The organism is Rahnella victoriana (genome assembly GCF_021276285.1).
In the GTDB taxonomy this organism is placed as follows: Bacteria; Pseudomonadota; Gammaproteobacteria; order Enterobacterales; family Enterobacteriaceae; genus Rahnella; species Rahnella victoriana.
Map to the genome: position 1 here is coordinate 1,559,751 of NZ_CP089919.1, position 15,532 is coordinate 1,575,282.

The 15,532-nt window shown below is 51.5% G+C and carries 16 protein-coding genes; 8 read left to right on the forward strand and 8 right to left on the reverse strand.

Annotation, left to right across the window (positions count from 1 at the left end):
- Window positions 1–74 precede the first annotated feature (74 nt).
- On the forward strand, window positions 75–842 hold the full coding sequence (gene tpiA / locus J9880_RS07180; protein ID WP_095924128.1) for a triose-phosphate isomerase: 768 nt from the start codon (window positions 75–77) through the stop codon (window positions 840–842).
- A gap of 65 nt (window positions 843–907) precedes the next feature.
- Here the strand turns inward: tpiA and J9880_RS07185 are convergent, their stop codons facing one another.
- From J9880_RS07185 to cpxP, 3 genes are all read right to left on the reverse strand, one after another.
- Window positions 908–1,897, reverse strand: coding sequence for a sulfate ABC transporter substrate-binding protein (locus J9880_RS07185; RefSeq protein WP_095924127.1), 990 nt, complete (start codon window positions 1,895–1,897; stop codon window positions 908–910).
- 187 nt (window positions 1,898–2,084) lie between these two features.
- Window positions 2,085–3,071, reverse strand: a complete 987-nt coding sequence (gene pfkA, locus J9880_RS07190) for a 6-phosphofructokinase (RefSeq protein ID WP_095924126.1) — start codon at window positions 3,069–3,071, stop codon at window positions 2,085–2,087.
- A 346-nt stretch (window positions 3,072–3,417) separates the two neighbouring features.
- Window positions 3,418–3,927 carry a cell-envelope stress modulator CpxP gene (gene cpxP, locus J9880_RS07195; RefSeq protein WP_095924125.1) on the reverse strand — a complete coding sequence of 170 codons (510 nt, stop codon included), beginning with the start codon at window positions 3,925–3,927 and terminating at the stop codon, window positions 3,418–3,420.
- Between the two features lie 152 nt (window positions 3,928–4,079).
- On the opposite strand from cpxP, the gene cpxR reads away from it, so the two are divergent.
- The 3 genes from cpxR to trmL are packed head-to-tail and all read left to right on the forward strand — an operon-like array spanning window position 4,080 to window position 6,659.
- Entirely contained in the window at window positions 4,080–4,781 is a 702-nt protein-coding gene (gene cpxR, locus J9880_RS07200) for an envelope stress response regulator transcription factor CpxR (protein WP_013577597.1), read from the forward strand.
- Window positions 4,778–6,148 (forward strand): envelope stress sensor histidine kinase CpxA, encoded by a 1,371-nt coding sequence (gene cpxA, locus J9880_RS07205; protein WP_119823910.1) that lies wholly within the window; start codon window positions 4,778–4,780, stop codon window positions 6,146–6,148. Before cpxR ends, cpxA begins: the two co-directional genes overlap by 4 nt.
- Before the next feature lie 37 nt (window positions 6,149–6,185).
- Window positions 6,186–6,659: a tRNA (uridine(34)/cytosine(34)/5-carboxymethylaminomethyluridine(34)-2'-O)-methyltransferase TrmL gene (gene trmL / locus J9880_RS07210; RefSeq protein ID WP_095924123.1), complete on the forward strand. Its 474-nt coding sequence runs from the start codon at window positions 6,186–6,188 to the stop codon at window positions 6,657–6,659.
- Window positions 6,660–6,713: 54 nt separating this feature from the next.
- Here the strand turns inward: trmL and cysE are convergent, their stop codons facing one another.
- The 5 genes from cysE to J9880_RS07235 form a co-directional block, all read right to left on the reverse strand.
- Complete coding sequence (gene cysE, locus J9880_RS07215; protein ID WP_095924122.1) at window positions 6,714–7,535, reverse strand: serine O-acetyltransferase; 822 nt, start codon at window positions 7,533–7,535, stop codon at window positions 6,714–6,716.
- Between the two features lie 87 nt (window positions 7,536–7,622).
- Entirely contained in the window at window positions 7,623–8,642 is a 1,020-nt protein-coding gene (gene gpsA, locus J9880_RS07220; RefSeq protein WP_047608257.1) for an NAD(P)H-dependent glycerol-3-phosphate dehydrogenase, read from the reverse strand.
- The gene (gene secB, locus J9880_RS07225) at window positions 8,642–9,112 is read right to left on the reverse strand and encodes a protein-export chaperone SecB (protein WP_013577602.1); all 471 of its coding nucleotides are present in this window, start codon (window positions 9,110–9,112) and stop codon (window positions 8,642–8,644) included. Before secB ends, gpsA begins: the two co-directional genes overlap by 1 nt.
- A 64-nt stretch (window positions 9,113–9,176) precedes the next feature.
- The gene (grxC, locus tag J9880_RS07230; protein ID WP_013577603.1) at window positions 9,177–9,428 is read right to left on the reverse strand and encodes a glutaredoxin 3; all 252 of its coding nucleotides are present in this window, start codon (window positions 9,426–9,428) and stop codon (window positions 9,177–9,179) included.
- Window positions 9,429–9,480: 52 nt separating this feature from the next.
- Window positions 9,481–9,912, reverse strand: a complete 432-nt coding sequence (locus J9880_RS07235) for a rhodanese-like domain-containing protein (RefSeq protein WP_119823914.1) — start codon at window positions 9,910–9,912, stop codon at window positions 9,481–9,483.
- Between the two features lie 304 nt (window positions 9,913–10,216).
- Here J9880_RS07235 and gpmM point away from each other — a divergent pair, with 304 nt between their 5' ends.
- From gpmM to J9880_RS07255, 4 genes are all read left to right on the forward strand, one after another.
- Window positions 10,217–11,761, forward strand: a complete 1,545-nt coding sequence (gpmM, locus tag J9880_RS07240; protein ID WP_133823919.1) for a 2,3-bisphosphoglycerate-independent phosphoglycerate mutase — start codon at window positions 10,217–10,219, stop codon at window positions 11,759–11,761.
- Window positions 11,762–11,933: 172 nt separating this feature from the next.
- The gene (gene envC, locus J9880_RS07245) at window positions 11,934–13,199 is read left to right on the forward strand and encodes a murein hydrolase activator EnvC (RefSeq protein WP_408637232.1); all 1,266 of its coding nucleotides are present in this window, start codon (window positions 11,934–11,936) and stop codon (window positions 13,197–13,199) included.
- A 2-nt stretch (window positions 13,200–13,201) separates the two neighbouring features.
- Window positions 13,202–14,125: a divergent polysaccharide deacetylase family protein gene (locus tag J9880_RS07250; RefSeq protein WP_131693820.1), complete on the forward strand. Its 924-nt coding sequence runs from the start codon at window positions 13,202–13,204 to the stop codon at window positions 14,123–14,125.
- 182 nt (window positions 14,126–14,307) lie between these two features.
- Window positions 14,308–15,531 carry a glycosyltransferase gene (locus J9880_RS07255; RefSeq protein WP_095924117.1) on the forward strand — a complete coding sequence of 408 codons (1,224 nt, stop codon included), beginning with the start codon at window positions 14,308–14,310 and terminating at the stop codon, window positions 15,529–15,531.
- Window position 15,532: the final 1 nt, after the last annotated feature.

A 15,532-nucleotide genomic window follows, 5' to 3' on the forward strand; every position in this document is an offset into this window, starting at 1 on the left:
ACTGTTGCACAGGTAATCTGCTTGTTTGGCAGAAATTTTAATCGACACTCGCGTCCCCTTTTGGAGGAAAAAACATGCGACATCCATTAGTGATGGGTAACTGGAAGCTTAACGGCAGCACCCACATGGTTAACGAACTGATTGCTGCTCTGCGTACTGAACTGAGCACAGTTGTAGGTTGTGGCGTTGCGATTGCTCCACCAGAAGTTTACCTGTCACAGGCTAAACACGCTCTGGCTGGCAGCCGTATCGCGCTGGGTGCTCAGAACGTTGATGCTAACCTGTCCGGCGCATTCACCGGTGAAATCTCTGCCGACATGCTGAAAGATATCGGTGCGAAATACATCATCATCGGTCACTCAGAACGCCGTACTTACCATAAAGAAAGCGACGAGTTCATCGCGAAGAAATTCGGCGTGCTGAAAGATGCTGGCCTGATCCCGGTTCTGTGCATCGGTGAAACCGAAGCAGAAAACGAAGCAGGCAAAACAGAAGCCGTTTGCGCTAAACAACTGGATGCCGTGCTGAACACGCTGGGTGCGAAAGCATTCGAAGGCGCAGTCATCGCTTACGAACCTGTTTGGGCGATCGGTACCGGCAAATCTGCCACGCCTGCACAGGCTCAGGCCGTTCACAAATTCATCCGTGATCACATCGCGAAACAAGATGCTGCGGTTGCTGAACAAGTGATCATCCAGTACGGCGGTTCCGTTAACGCGGCTAACGCTGCTGAGCTGTTCACCCAGCCAGACATCGATGGCGCACTGGTTGGCGGCGCATCACTGAAAGCTGATGCTTTCGCAGTGATCGTGAAAGCTGCTGCTGAAGCTAAACAAGCGTAAGCCTGTTTCTTCTGCGCATAAAAAACCCCGGCACGCCGGGGTTTTTTATTGTCTGGAAAACAGTCTTAACGTTTGCTGATTTGGTCAAAGATACCGTCGGTCGCGAAATGGTCTTTCTGTGCCTGTGCCCAGGTACCGGCCACCTGATCAATGGTGAACAGTTTAACTTTCGGGAATTCAGACGCGAATTTTTTCTCGATTTCAGCATCACGCGGACGGTAATAGTTTTCTGCCGCAATCGTCTGGCCTTCCGGTGAATAAAGGTATTTCAGATAGGCATCGGCCACCGTGCGGGTGTCACGCTTATCGACAACCTTATCGACCACAGAAACCGTTGGCTCCGCCAGAATCGATTCGCTTGGCGTCACGATTTCAAACTTATCTTTACCGACTTCTTTCGTCGCCAGCAGCGCCTCGTTTTCCCACGCAATCAGCACATCACCGATGCCGCGTTCAACGAAAGTATTGGTTGCGCCACGTGCGCCGGAATCCAGCACTTCGACGTTTTTGTACAATGCTTTCACGAAATCCTGAGCCTTCGCTTTGTCATTGTTGTTGTGATGCAGGGCATAACCCCAGGCCGCCAGATAGTTCCAGCGCGCACCGCCGGAAGTTTTAGGGTTCGGTGTAATCACCGACACGCCCGGTTTAATCAAATCATTCCAGTCGTGAATTTGTTTCGGATTGCCTTTACGTACCAGGAACACAATGGTGGATGTGTAAGGCGCAGAGTTATCCGGCAGACGGGTGATCCAGTTCTTATCGATACGGCCACGTTCAGCAATAGCATCAACGTCATAAGCCAGCGCCAGCGTCACCACATCCGCTTCGATGCCGTTGATAACCGATGTTGCCTGTTTACCGGAGCCACCATGAGACTGGCGAACGGTGACGGTATCGCCGGTTTTACCCTGCCAGTATTTGCTGAATGCTTTGTTGTATTGCTCATAGAACTCACGGGTGGGATCGTATGACACGTTCAGAATCTGAATATCTTTGGCAATTGCTCCCGTTGCCACCAACAGTAATCCCAAACCTGCAGCCCATTTACGCATCGCACTTTCTCCCGAAAATAGTTTCTATGGATTTCATTTATTTGTTCGATAAAGAGAGCCTGCCAGATAAAAATGAAACACATAAAGAATAAAAGGTTTTTTTCTATTACTTTCTGGAATAACCAAAAGCGAGGCGAAAAAAAACCTCCCGTAAAAGGAGGTTCTTATCGGAGCGTAACAAACTGTATCAGAACAGTTTTTTCGCCGTGTCGTACCAGTCTTCTTTGAATTTACTTTTCTTATTCTCTGGCGCGATACAAATCGAGATTAATTCGTGAACCATTTTCTCGTTTTCAACACCGACGCAGAAACCGCCATGAGAATAGTCACGATCTTCTTCCAGCAGCAGGTCCACCGCGTAAGCCCCCATGCGGGAAGCCAGAATGCGGTCGTAAGCCACCGGCGCACCGCCACGCTGAATATGGCCTAATACGGTGCCACGGGTTTCGCGGCAGGTTTCTTTCTCGATGTATTTGGCCAGCTCTTCGATGTTGTCTAACTTTTCAGTGATGGCAACGATCGCGTGTTTTTTGCCTTTCGCGATACCGGCTTTGATTTCAGCAACCAGATCATCACGTTTGAATTCCACTTCAGGGATAGCGATAAATTCGCAACCACCGGCGATGGCCGCTGCCAGCGTCAAATCGCCACAATAGCGGCCCATCACTTCAACGATAGAAATACGCTGGTGTGAAGAAGAGGTATCACGCAGACGGTCAATCGCTTCAACCACGGTGCCCAGCGCCGTGAAGAAGCCGATGGTGTAGTCAGTACCCGCCACGTCGTTATCGATAGTGCCTGGCAGACCGATACAACGGATACCGCCTTCTTTGGTCAGCAGGTCTGCACCTGCGTAAGAACCGTCACCCCCGATCACCACCAGGCCATCGATACCACGGTCTTTCATATTCTGCAGGGCGACTTTACGCATTTCCGGATCACGGAATTCAGGGAAACGCGCTGAACCCAGGAAAGTACCGCCACGGTTGATCATATCGGAGACGCTGTAGCGATCCAGTTTGCGCATGCGGTTTTCATACATGCCGAGGTAGCCATCTTCAATACCGTAGACTTCCAAATCTGCTGATAATGCGGAGCGGACAACGCCACGGATCGCAGCATTCATGCCTGGGGCATCGCCACCACTTGTCAGTACACCAATTTTTTTGATCATGACTACCTCTGAACTTGTAGATGCAATTTCTTAAGAATCTTGAGCCAGCCTGTTGGGCGAATTTTTCTTGTGCAGCCAAAAGGGCTTACTAGCGTTTGAGCCTATAGTATAACAAAACACCGGTGCTGAATTGATTCAAGTCAGCAAGAATACGCTTACACCGCTCTGTACTTCGCAATTTACTGATTCATACGGCTTTTACAAGATATTTCCAGATCGTTACGCGCAGATTTCCACCTTGTTAATTTCAAGTTTAAAACACAATCCCAAATTACAGACAAAAAAAACCCCACCATACGGTGGGGGAAGACAGGGATGGTGTCTATGGCAAGGAAAAACAGGGATCTTACTCGGTCGTGCTGGTACTACTCGTCTTCTGGGCAGAAGAGGGTTGTAAGCCAGATAACTGCATTTGCATCTCTTTCATGCGTTGCTCATGTTTCTGGTTTAATACGTTTTTTTGCTCAGGTGTCAGCAGATTAAACATCTGGTTGCGGATGCGGGCCATTTCAACCTGGCGATCCACTTGCTCCTGAGCCATTAACTCGGCTTGTGCGCGAACTGCGGCCTGATCAAACTTTTCGGCGGTGACCAGCCTGTGCATCGTTTCTATCTGTTCTACATTTACATGAGGCAGATCTTTACGAGCCTGATGCATCAGGTCACGCATTTGCTGGCGCTGCTGCTCAGTGAGATTTACACCATCAAACATGGTGTTGCGTTCCTGAGGCTTGTCCAACATCGTGCTATCATGTTCTGCTGGCATCGCCGACACTGGTTTTGCGCCATCTGCTAAAACGACACCTGAACTCAGCGTCAGAAGCGTGGCTAAACCGAATGAAGCTGCCTTAAACATCACATACTCCTAAAGTCTTTATCGCTGCATCGCGAATCATTGAAAAGCAGTCTAAACCTGCTGCTGCAAACAAGCGTCAGTGCTTGTAAAAGTACGTAAAGTCATGGAATAGCGGCAATTGATGACGTATTTTGCGTCTAGAGGTAAATACAATGAATAAAATTTTGTTGGTTGATGACGACCGTGAACTGACTTCACTTTTGAAAGAATTGCTCGAAATGGAAGGCTTTAATGTTGTGGTGGCTTACGACGGTGAGCAGGCATTAGAGAAAATCGATAATACCATCGACCTTCTGTTGCTTGACGTGATGATGCCGAAGAAAAACGGCATTGAAACCCTTAAAGAATTGCGCCAGCGTCACCAGACGCCAGTGATTATGTTAACCGCTCGCGGCAGTGAACTGGATCGCGTTCTCGGCCTCGAACTGGGTGCGGATGACTATCTGCCAAAACCGTTTAATGACCGCGAACTGGTGGCCCGCATCCGGGCAATGTTGCGTCGTTCCAACTGGAGCGAACAACAGCAAACCAATGAAAATAACGGCTCACCGACGCTGGAAGTGGACGGGTTGCAGCTGAACCCGGGACGCCAGGAAGCCAGTTTTAACGGCGAAGCGCTGGATTTAACCGGCACTGAATTTACCCTGTTGTATTTACTGGCAAAACATCTCGGACAGGTCGTTTCCCGCGAACATCTGAGTCAGGAAGTGCTGGGTAAACGTCTGACGCCGTTTGACCGCGCCATTGATATGCATATCTCCAATTTACGCCGTAAATTGCCCGATCGTCAGGATGGACATCCGTGGTTTAAAACCTTGCGCGGACGCGGTTATCTGATGGTTTCTGCTTCATGATAAACAGCCTTACGGCACGAATTTTTGCCATTTTCTGGTTCACATTAGCCCTGGTGCTGATGCTGGTATTGATGGTGCCGAAACTCGATTCACGCCAGATTACGCCGTTGCTCGATAACGAACAGCGGCAGGGCCTGATGATTGAACAACACGTTGAAGCTGAGCTGGCGACCGATCCTGCCAATGATCTGATGTGGTGGCGCAGGTTGTTCCGTGCCATCGACAAATGGGCACCGCCGGGTCAGCGTCTGTTGCTGGTCACCAGCGAAGGCCGGGTGATCGGCGCACAGCGTAACGAAATGCAGATCGTGCGTAACTTTATCGGTCAGTCTGATAACTCAGATCGCCCGAAAAAGAAAAAGTATGGCCGCGTGGAAATGGTGGGGCCTTTCTCCGTACGTGACGGTGAAGATAACTACCAGCTGTACCTGATGCGTCCGGCCAGCAGCTCCCAGTCTGACTTTATCAACCTGATGTTCGACCGCCCCCTGCTGCTGTTAATCGTCACCATGCTCATCAGCGCCCCTCTGCTGCTGTGGCTGGCATGGAGTCTGGCCAAACCTGCACGTAAGCTGAAGAACGCCGCAGATGACGTTGCACGCGGTAATCTCAAGCAGCACCCAGAACTCGAAGCCGGCCCGCAGGAATTCCTCGCGACCGGTGCCAGTTTCAACCAGATGGTCAGCGCCCTCGAGCGGATGGTCACCGCACAGCAACGGCTGATTTCTGATATCTCCCACGAACTGCGTACACCGCTGACCCGTCTGCAGCTGGCAACCGCACTGATGAGACGTCGTCATGGCGAAGGGAAAGAATTGCAGCGCATCGAAAATGAGGCGCAGCGTCTCGATGGCATGATCAACGATCTGCTGGTGTTATCACGCAGCCAGCATAAAAATGAGTTATCACGCGAAACCCTGAAGGCCAACGAACTGTGGGCCGGGGTGATTGATGATGCGCAGTTTGAAGCCGAACAGATGGGCAAAACCCTTGAGGTGACATCGCCTCCTGGCCCATGGAAACTGATTGGTAATGCGGCGGCGCTCGACAGCGCACTGGAAAACATCGTGCGTAACGCCCTGCGTTATTCGCATCATCACATTGTGCTGAACTTCGCCCACGACAGTGAAGGGATCACCATCACCGTTGATGACGATGGCCCCGGCGTGAGTGAGGAAGATCGCGAACAGATTTTCCGTCCGTTCTATCGCACCGATGAAGCGCGTGACCGGGAATCCGGCGGCACAGGTCTCGGACTGGCAATCGTGGATACTGCCGTTCAGCAACACCGGGGCAGCGTTAAAGCTGAAGACAGCCCGCTGGGCGGCCTTCGTCTGATTATCTGGCTGCCGCTGCACCAGCGTTAAGTTTCTGCTATTCTGCGTCCCTCTATCAGGGGGACGCATGCTTAACATTGTTTTATTTGAACCAGAAATCCCGCCCAATACCGGCAATATTATCCGCCTGTGTGCCAACACCGGATGTCAGCTTCACCTCATCGAACCTTTAGGTTTCGGCTGGGACGATAAACGTCTGCGCCGTGCCGGACTCGATTACCATGAATTCGCTCATATCAAACACCACGCGAATTATGATGCCTTTCTCAGCAGCGAAAACCCGCAGCGTCTGTTTGCACTGACGACCAAAGGAACGCCCGCGCACAGCGCCGTCAGCTATCAGGATAACGACTTCCTGTTGTTCGGCCCTGAAACCCGTGGCTTACCGGCGTCTGTTCTGGATAACCTGCCAGCACAACAGAAAATCCGCATCCCTATGCGCGCAGAAAGCCGCAGCATGAATTTGTCGAATGCCGTTTCTGTGGTGGTGTATGAAGCCTGGCGCCAGCTGGGATATCCGGGCGCATTGCTGAAAGAATAGCGTAGAGAAAATGCAGAAGATGGCATGCAGAACCATGCCATCTTAAAAGGTCGGTCAGATACCGTCGCCGAATTCAAAACCCTGCGCAATACCGTTGAAATGCTGATCCATATCCATGGAAGGACGCTCGCTTTCCGGCCGGCCGACAATACGCGCGGGTACGCCCGCCGCAGTGGTATGCGCAGGCACCGATTGCAACACCACCGAACCCGCACCGATTTTTGCCCCAGCCCCCACTTCGATGTTGCCGAGGATTTTCGCACCGGCCCCAATCATCACGCCTTCACGGATTTTAGGGTGACGGTCACCGCAGGTTTTGCCGGTACCGCCGAGGGTGACAGATTGCAGAATCGACACGTCATTTTCGACTACCGCCGTTTCACCGATGACAATCCCGGTGGCGTGGTCAAACATGATGCCGCAACCAATTCTCGCCGCCGGATGAATATCTACGCCGAATGACACAGAAATCTGATTCTGGAAATAAATCGCCAGCGCTTTGCGATCCTGCTTCCACAGCCAGTTACCGATACGGTATGCCTGCAGCGCATGGAAACCTTTCAGATACAGCAACGGGGTGGAATATTTGTCGACTGCCGCATCGCGCTGATGCACCGCCAGAATATCCCGGGCAGCAGAGAGGATCATTTGCTCGTCGTTGCGATAGGCTTCTTCAACCACTTCGCGGATCGCCATCGCAGGCATAATCGGGTTGCCCAGCTTGTTGGCCAGAATGTAGCTCAACGCGCCGCCCAACGTTTCGTGTTTAAGTAACGTCGCATGGAAAAAACTGGCCAGCATCGGTTCACACTCAGCCAGCGCTCGCGCCTCTGATTTGATGTTATTCCAGACCAGTTCTAATTCTTCTAGCGACATCACTTTTCCTTACGACTTTGCAAGTTCGGGTAATAAAAAGCCGCCCTGTCGGGAATACCAACAAGGTGGCTATGCTTCAGAGGCCTTTCAGTGGCTGTGTTTTTCGTCCTTGCTCGCGCGGGCCAGCAAACTGATCGCTGCTTCACGCGCATCTTTACCGCAGTACAGCACCTGGTAAATCTGTTCCGTGATCGGCATTTCAACGTTGTTCCGTTGCGCCAGCGCCCGTACTTCTTTCGTATTGCGATAACCTTCAACAACCTGGCCGATCGTGTCCTGAGCGGTCTGAACATCCTTGCCTTGCCCCAGCATAATACCGAAGCGACGGTTGCGGGACTGGTTGTCTGTGCAGGTTAACACCAAATCACCCAGCCCTGCCATGCCCATAAAGGTGGCAGGATCCGCGCCTAACGCGGAACCCAGACGGGTCATTTCGGCCAGTCCGCGGGTGATCAATGCGGTTCTTGCGTTCGCACCGAAGCCGATACCATCGGACATCCCGGCACCAATCGCAATCACGTTTTTAATCGCTCCGCCCAGCTGAACGCCGATAAAATCGGGGTTGCTGTAAACGCGGAAGCTTTTGCCGCAATGCAGCAACTGCTGCAAATCTTCGGCGAAACGGGCATCTGTCGCGGCCAGAGAAATTGCCGTTGGCATGCCTGCCGCCAGTTCTTTGGCAAATGTCGGGCCGGAGACCACGGCTAACGGAATGGCATCGCCCAGTTCTTCACGCGCGACATCCTGCAACAACCGTCCGGTTTCGGCTTCCAGACCTTTCGTCGCCCACACCACGCGCGCATCCGGGCGTAAATGCGGTTTCAGCTGACGCAATACGTCGCCAAAGACGTGACTTGGCACCACAACCAGCACATTACGGCTGGCCGCCAGTGCGACAGAAAGATTGGCTTCGAGCAGCAGATTGTCGGGGAACGGGACATCAGGAAGGAATGCCTGATTACAACGGGCGCGTTGTAATTCGTTGATGTTATCGGGATTGTGTCCCCACAGCACAACGGGATGGCCATTTCTGGCAAGAGTAATCGCTAAAGCGGTGCCGTAAGATCCGGCACCGATAACAGTCATTGACGCATTGACGGTTTTCATCAGGCATCCTGATGCGGTTCGGCACCTTCGCCTTCAGCTTGCTGTTGCAGATAGTTCATGAACAGCGCGTCAAAGTTAACAGGTGCCAGGTTCAGTTGCGGGAAGGTACCGCGGGAAACCAGGCTGGTGATGCACTCACGGGCATACGGGAACAGAATGTTCGGGCAATATGCACCCAGGCAATGTGCCATCTGGTTGCCATCGATACCGGAGATAGTGAAGATACCGCCTTGCTGGACTTCGCACAGGAACGCGGTTTCGTCGCCCAGTGAAGAGGTCACCGTCACACGCAAGACGACTTCGTATACGCCTTCCGCCAGCTGGCTGGACGCCGTATCAAGATCCAGTTTAACTTCTGGTTGCCAGTCTTGCTGGAAAACCTGAGGCGCATTTGGCGCTTCAAAAGAGATGTCTTTGGTGTAGATACGTTGGATCTGGAAAGCCATCTCGGTGTTATTTTGTTCTGACATGTGAGTAGTACCCTCGGGTTAATAGTCCTTTTAAACGCTTAATGAAAAACCGCGGCCGCCTTGTTTAACCCAACATCGGGTCAAGGCCACCACGGGCATCAAGCGCATGTAAATCATCGCAACCGCCAACGTGCTGTCCATCGATAAAGATCTGAGGAACGGTTGAACGACCGCTGCGGGCGATCATTTTCTCACGTTTATCTGCGTCGCCATCGATAGCAATTTCATCGAATGAAGCCCCTTTGCTGTTGAGCAGGGCTTTCGCACGATGGCAGTAAGGGCAGGTTGCCTTGGTATAGATTTCAATTTTAGCCATGGGTTCCACCTCTGGATCTTATATTTTAGTGCCGTTGCGATTGGCTGAATGCTTACTTACCGCGCGCCAGAGGCAGGTTTTCACCGCTCCAGCCGCTGATACCTTCTTTCAAGGTATAAACACGTTCAAAACCTGCGGTGATCAGGCCTTCTGCCGCAGTGCGGGAAGTCTGGCCGGTCGCGCAAACCACGATAACAGGCTGCGCTTTATGTTTCGTCAGTTCACCCAGGTTGTTGTTTTTAATGTCGGCAGACAGCACGTTATGTGATTCTGCGATGTGGCCTTTGCGGAATTCTTCACGCGCGCGCACATCGACAATAATGGCATCTTCTTTGTTGATCAGTCGGGTTGCTTCGCCACGAGTGATCTCTTTCACTTTAGAAAAACGTGTTTTAAAGGTGGTCACAATTACTGCAATCAGTAACGCAACCCACGCCAGGCTGAGAACCGGATGCGCACTGATGAATGGCATAATATCTTGCATGGGGTGTAGCAACTCCCGTCAGTTGGGGGAAAATTCAAGGCTTCAGAGTATACCTGCGCGTCGGAGCAAATACAGCCAGTAAGCGCGGGCGAATGCCACAAACTGCGGCACGTCTCGGAAAATTAACACGCCTTTATGCCGAAAGTTAACCCTCACCTCGCCTCATCTTTGATCTCCTCCGGCTATTCCCTTGCAGTGCTGGGGTAAAATCAGGCCGCCCGAATGCCCTTAGCCGCGCCTGTTCATGTCCTTTCAGCTGGCGAGCCTATTGAGCATTTCATCTTTTAAACTGAGGTCAATTGACATGTCGAGCAACAAAAAACCGATGGTTCTGGTTATTCTTGATGGCTATGGCCATCGCGAAGAACAACAAGATAACGCGATTCTGAATGCCAAAACCCCCGTCATGGATAATCTGTGGGCCACCTATCCGCATACCCTCATCGCTGCTTCCGGGCTGGACGTCGGTCTGCCTGACGGTCAGATGGGTAATTCCGAAGTGGGCCATGTCAATTTAGGCGCAGGCCGTATCGTGTATCAGGATCTCACCCGCCTGGACAAAGAAATCAAAGAAGGCGACTTCTTTAATAATAGCGTACTGACCGGCGCTGTAGATCGTGCCGTTACAGCAGGCAAAGCGGTTCACATTATGGGCCTGTTGTCTGCCGGTGGCGTACACAGTCATGAAGACCACATTATGGCGATGGTCGAACTGGCGCACCGTCGCGGCGCGAAAGCCGTGTATCTGCACGCCTTCCTCGACGGCCGCGATACACCGCCACGCAGTGCTGAAGCGGCATTGAAACGCTTCTCAGAGAAATTCGCACAACTCGGCACAGGCCGTATCGCATCTATCGTGGGCCGTTATTACGCCATGGATCGTGATAACCGCTGGGATCGCGTGCAACTGGCCTACGATTTGATGTCACAGGCCAAAGGCGCATTCACTGCCGATAACGCCCTTGCAGGTCTGCAAGCCGCTTATGCGCGTGATGAAAACGATGAATTTGTTAAACCCACCGTGTTGCAGGCGGCAGGCGAAGAATCCGCGGCCATCAATGACGGCGATGCTCTGATCTTTATGAACTTCCGCGCTGACCGTGCCCGTGAAATCACCCGCGCCTTTATCAGCCCGGATTTTGACGGTTTTACCCGTGAAAAAGTGATTAATTTCGGCGATTTCATCATGCTGACCGAATATGCCGCAGACATTAATGCGGCCTGTGCCTACCCGCCAGCCTCCCTGAAAAACACGCTAGGCGAATGGCTGATGGCTCACGGTAAAACACAGCTGCGAATCTCTGAAACGGAGAAATATGCCCACGTCACCTTCTTCTTTAACGGTGGCATGGAAGACTCGTTTGCAGGGGAAGACCGTATTCTGGTGAAATCACCGAATGTGGCGACCTATGACCTGCAACCGGAAATGAGTTCTGCTGAACTGACCGAAAAACTGCTGGGCGCGATCAACAGCGGCAAATACGACACCATTATTTGTAACTACCCGAATGGCGACATGGTCGGCCATACCGGTGTTTACGAAGCGGCGGTCAATGCGGTTGAAGCGCTCGATCATTGCGTGGCTCAGGTTGTCGATGCGGTGAAAGCCGTCGGCGGCCAGTTGCTGATCACCGCTGACCACGGTAATGCGGAACAAATGCGTGATCCGGCAACCGGTCAGGCGCATACCGCACACACCAGCCTGCCGGTGCCGCTGATTTATATTGGCGGGGACGCACAAGCTGTTGAAGGCGGTAAATTGTCTGATATCGCGCCGACTATGCTTTCCCTGATGGGCATGGAAATTCCGGCAGAAATGAGCGGCAAACCGCTGTTTATCGCCCGCTAATTTTTGTTAAAGCAGTGAAATAAAGGCGTGCTGACACCGGTTGGTACGCCTTTTTTGTTTGTGCATCAGCCGGTTGATTAGTGTTACGATACGAAAAGGGACAGCCATATTGTCTATCATTCACGGTCGACAAGCGGAAAAAAGATTGAGCAAATTCATTCATTTCAGCCTGATGAGAACCCGCCTTTCCGCTCAGGACAAGGCCGTATCTGCCTTCCCATCTCCAGCCTTATTCCTTTGCGCTTCGTTGCTTTTTCCCGGGGTGAGTGCCCACGCTGACGACAATAAAGATCAGCTCAAAACCATTCAGCAAAACATTGCGGAAAAAGAAAAAAGCGTCAAACAGCAGAAGCAACAACGCGGCACATTATTGCAGCAGTTACAGGCGCAGGAAAAAACCATTGCCTCCGCCAGCAGCGAACTTCGTGGCACTCAGTCCACCCTCGCGACGCTGGGAAAAGACATTTCCGGGCTTAATGCGTCCATCGATAAATTACAAAAACAGCAAAAGACGCAGGAAACCCTTCTCGCCCGGCAGCTCGATGCCGCCTTCCGCATCGGCCAGCACAAAGGCCTGCAGTTGCTGTTAAGCAGCGAAGAAAGCGAACGCAGCGAGAGGATCCTCGCTTATTTCGGCTATCTGAATGAATCACGACAGAAAACCATCGAAGAACTGAAACAAACGCGTACCACGCTGGCGGAACAGCGGGTCTCTTTGCAGGCCAAACAAACCCGGCAAAAAACGCTGTTAAACGAACAACAAACGCAGCAGCAAAAACTTGAGCAGGCACGCGCAGCCCGAAAACAAACCCTCACGGCGCTGGAATCCTCATTGCAAAAAGATGAGCAGAGCCTGACGGAATTGCGCGCCAACGAATCCAGCCTGCAAAACAAAATTGCGGCAGCTGAACGTGCAGCCAAAGCACGGGCGGAAAAAGAAGCACGTGAAGCGGCAGCAGTCAGGGCAAAAGAACAGCAGGCGAAAAAATCGGGTTCAACCTATAAACCGACCCAAAGCGAACAGTCGCTGATGGCCCGGACGGGCGGTCTGGGAAGGCCATCCGGTCAAAATATGTGGCCTGTTAATGGTTCGTTGATACACCGCTTCGGCGAACAATTGCAGGGTGAACTACGCTGGAAAGGGATTGTGATTTCAGCCAGAGAAGGCAGTGATGTGCGGGCTATCGCCGATGGACGTGTCATTCTGGCGGACTGGTTGCAGGGATACGGGCTGGTTGTGGTTATCGATCACGGCAAAGGCGATATGAGTCTGTATGGCTACAATCAGGACGCGCTGGTCAGCGTGGGCGATCAGGTCAGAAGCGGTCAGGCCATTGCTAAAGTGGGGAACAGCGGCGGACAAGGCCAGCCATCGCTGTATTTTGAAATTCGTCGTCAGGGCCAGGCAGTTAACCCACAGCCGTGGTTGGGAAGATAGCATTGCGATATAAAAAGTCCGTTTTAGCTGCCCTTTGTGGTACTGCGTTTTTCGTTTGTCAGGTTCAGGCAGCGAAATTATCCATCCTGATTGATGACTTTGGTTATCGCCAGCATGAGGAAAACCAGGTACTTCAGATGCCAAAAGCGGTATCCGTCGCGATTTTCCCCAATGCACCTGATTCGCAAATGATGATGAACAAAGCGCATCAGCAAGGCCGTGAAATTCTGATCCACCTGCCGATGGCGCCACTGAGCAAACAGCCGCTGGAAAAAGATACCCTGACACCGTCCATGAGTGCTGAGCAAGTGAAGCGCATTGTCGATCAGGCTATCAGCAATATCCCTTACGCGATTGGCATCAACAACCATATGGGCAGCGCCATGACCTCCAGCCTGACCGGGATGGAAAACGTCATGCAGGCGATGAACGCCCATAACCTGTTCTTCCTCGACAGCATGACTATCGGTAATACCCAGTCGGTGAAAGCGGCACAGGGTACGCGGGTAAAAGTCATTAAACGTAACGTGTTTCTGGATGATGTGCAGAACGAAGCTGAAATCCGCCATCAGTTTGAGCGCGCCATTCAGCTCGCACGCCGGAACGGATATGCCATTGCGATCGGACACCCGCATCCCACTACTGTGAAAGTGCTGCAACAGATGCTGCCGAATTTGCCTGCCGATATCCAACTGGTCCGCCCGAGCGATCTGCTGAACGAACCTCAGCGCAGCACGCCAGCCGGGAAAACGCCGCCGCCTGCATCAGCACGTAAACGGATCAGCCTCTGCCGCGTGAAACAACCTCTGCCGCAGATTTATGCCGACAGCATGTTTAAAATCCTCGGCGAAAGTCTGCAATCTTTACCGGCTGTGCAGTTTGCACAACATCAGTACGCCGTCATGACGACTTTTACCCAGAATTAAGGATCCTTCCCATTGATTTGGGCTTAATGATATCTGCGGGATAAATACATCCCCGAAGTCCACCCAATATATTGATATGGATGCGGTTACTGACAAGGTTAAATAAGTAGAGGTTATAGACATTGCCTCTTATAATGAGCATTGCATATTTTTTTGACCGGACTGAGCAAGGGCGCTAACCGATGGGACAAGATCGATCTAAAATTCTGCTGCTGGATAGCGGCAAGGAATGGGGAGGCGGAACTAACAGTATGTTAGAACTGCTGAAAAGAATCGATCGTGAACGGTTTGAAATCAGTTGCTGTTTTTACAACGATTACGCCAGAGATAACGGCGAAACCATCAGTCAGATATTAAACTCACTGAATGTGCCGGTATTTTTCATTCCTCAGGTTAAACAACCCACATGGGCTAAAGTCAGCAAAGAAGTCCTGAGGACGTTGTTTTTCTTTAGTGCGGGTCTGCGTCAGAAAGCCATCTATTCGATTGATAAAATCTGGCGAATTAACCCAAATATTCGCAAGATCCATTCTCTGCTTGAACTGGGGCAGTTCGATATTTTATATATGAACAACCAGCCAAGCTCTAACGTTGAAGGCTATTATTCTACTGAAGGCCTGCCAACAGAAATCGTGCAACATTGCCGCATTGAGCCGGTGCTGAACCGGGATGTTGTGCGGATCGTTAACCGGTTTTGCCACAGCATTATCTCTGTGTCACAGGGCGTTCAGGAACAGCTTCTCAAGCGGGGCGTACGCAAAGAATTGTGTTTCACCGTGTTCAACGGCATTGATATCCACCAGCCGTTACCTGATGGCGCAAAAATTCGCGAAGAATTAGGGGCCACTGATGAGACCTTTATCTTTGGCAGCATCGGATCGCTGATTAACCGTAAGGCGCATCACTTTACCTTACTGGCGCTCGACAAATTTAACCGCGCCTTCCCGGAAGCGAAATGGAAGATGGTATTTGTCGGCGAAGGCCCGAATTTACGGCGTCTTATCCAGCAAACTTCCGCGCTGAATATGATGGATAAAGTCATATTTACCGGTTTTCAAAGTAATGCGCTGGAATATCTGGCCGCTTTTGATGCCTTTATCTTGGGCTCTAAAAGTGAAGGGCTTCCGCGTGTCGTTCTGGAATCCATGTTACTGAAAACCCCGGTCATCGGATCAAATGTAACGGGAACGGCCGAACTGATAAGAAATGCAGAAACCGGCATGTTATTTGAGTATGGCGATGTCGAGATGCTCTTCAATCATATGAAAACGCTGTACCTCAACGCGCATCTGAGACATGAAATTGCAGAACAGGCGAACCTGAATGTTCGTGATAAATTTGCCATTGAAAAATATGTCTCTGGTGTGGAAACCGTTTTAAGCAGCGTGAAAAAGAAACAAGGCTGAA

Bases quoted from the DNA above. Each gene is read 5' to 3' on its own strand.
- tpiA (WP_095924128.1), top strand. From the start codon at position 75: ATGCGACATCCATTAGTGATGGGTAACTGGAAGCTTAACGGCAGCACC.
- J9880_RS07185 (WP_095924127.1), bottom strand. From the start codon at position 1,897: ATGCGTAAATGGGCTGCAGGTTTGGGATTACTGTTGGTGGCAACGGGA.
- pfkA (WP_095924126.1), bottom strand. From the start codon at position 3,071: ATGATCAAAAAAATTGGTGTACTGACAAGTGGTGGCGATGCCCCAGGC.
- cpxP (WP_095924125.1), bottom strand. From the start codon at position 3,927: ATGTTTAAGGCAGCTTCATTCGGTTTAGCCACGCTTCTGACGCTGAGT.
- cpxR (WP_013577597.1), top strand. From the start codon at position 4,080: ATGAATAAAATTTTGTTGGTTGATGACGACCGTGAACTGACTTCACTT.
- cpxA (WP_119823910.1), top strand. From the start codon at position 4,778: ATGATAAACAGCCTTACGGCACGAATTTTTGCCATTTTCTGGTTCACA.
- trmL (WP_095924123.1), top strand. From the start codon at position 6,186: ATGCTTAACATTGTTTTATTTGAACCAGAAATCCCGCCCAATACCGGC.
- cysE (WP_095924122.1), bottom strand. From the start codon at position 7,535: ATGTCGCTAGAAGAATTAGAACTGGTCTGGAATAACATCAAATCAGAG.
- gpsA (WP_047608257.1), bottom strand. From the start codon at position 8,642: ATGAAAACCGTCAATGCGTCAATGACTGTTATCGGTGCCGGATCTTAC.
- secB (WP_013577602.1), bottom strand. From the start codon at position 9,112: ATGTCAGAACAAAATAACACCGAGATGGCTTTCCAGATCCAACGTATC.
- grxC (WP_013577603.1), bottom strand. From the start codon at position 9,428: ATGGCTAAAATTGAAATCTATACCAAGGCAACCTGCCCTTACTGCCAT.
- J9880_RS07235 (WP_119823914.1), bottom strand. From the start codon at position 9,912: ATGCAAGATATTATGCCATTCATCAGTGCGCATCCGGTTCTCAGCCTG.
- gpmM (WP_133823919.1), top strand. From the start codon at position 10,217: ATGTCGAGCAACAAAAAACCGATGGTTCTGGTTATTCTTGATGGCTAT.
- envC (WP_408637232.1), top strand. From the start codon at position 11,934: ATGAGAACCCGCCTTTCCGCTCAGGACAAGGCCGTATCTGCCTTCCCA.
- J9880_RS07255 (WP_095924117.1), top strand. From the start codon at position 14,308: ATGGGACAAGATCGATCTAAAATTCTGCTGCTGGATAGCGGCAAGGAA.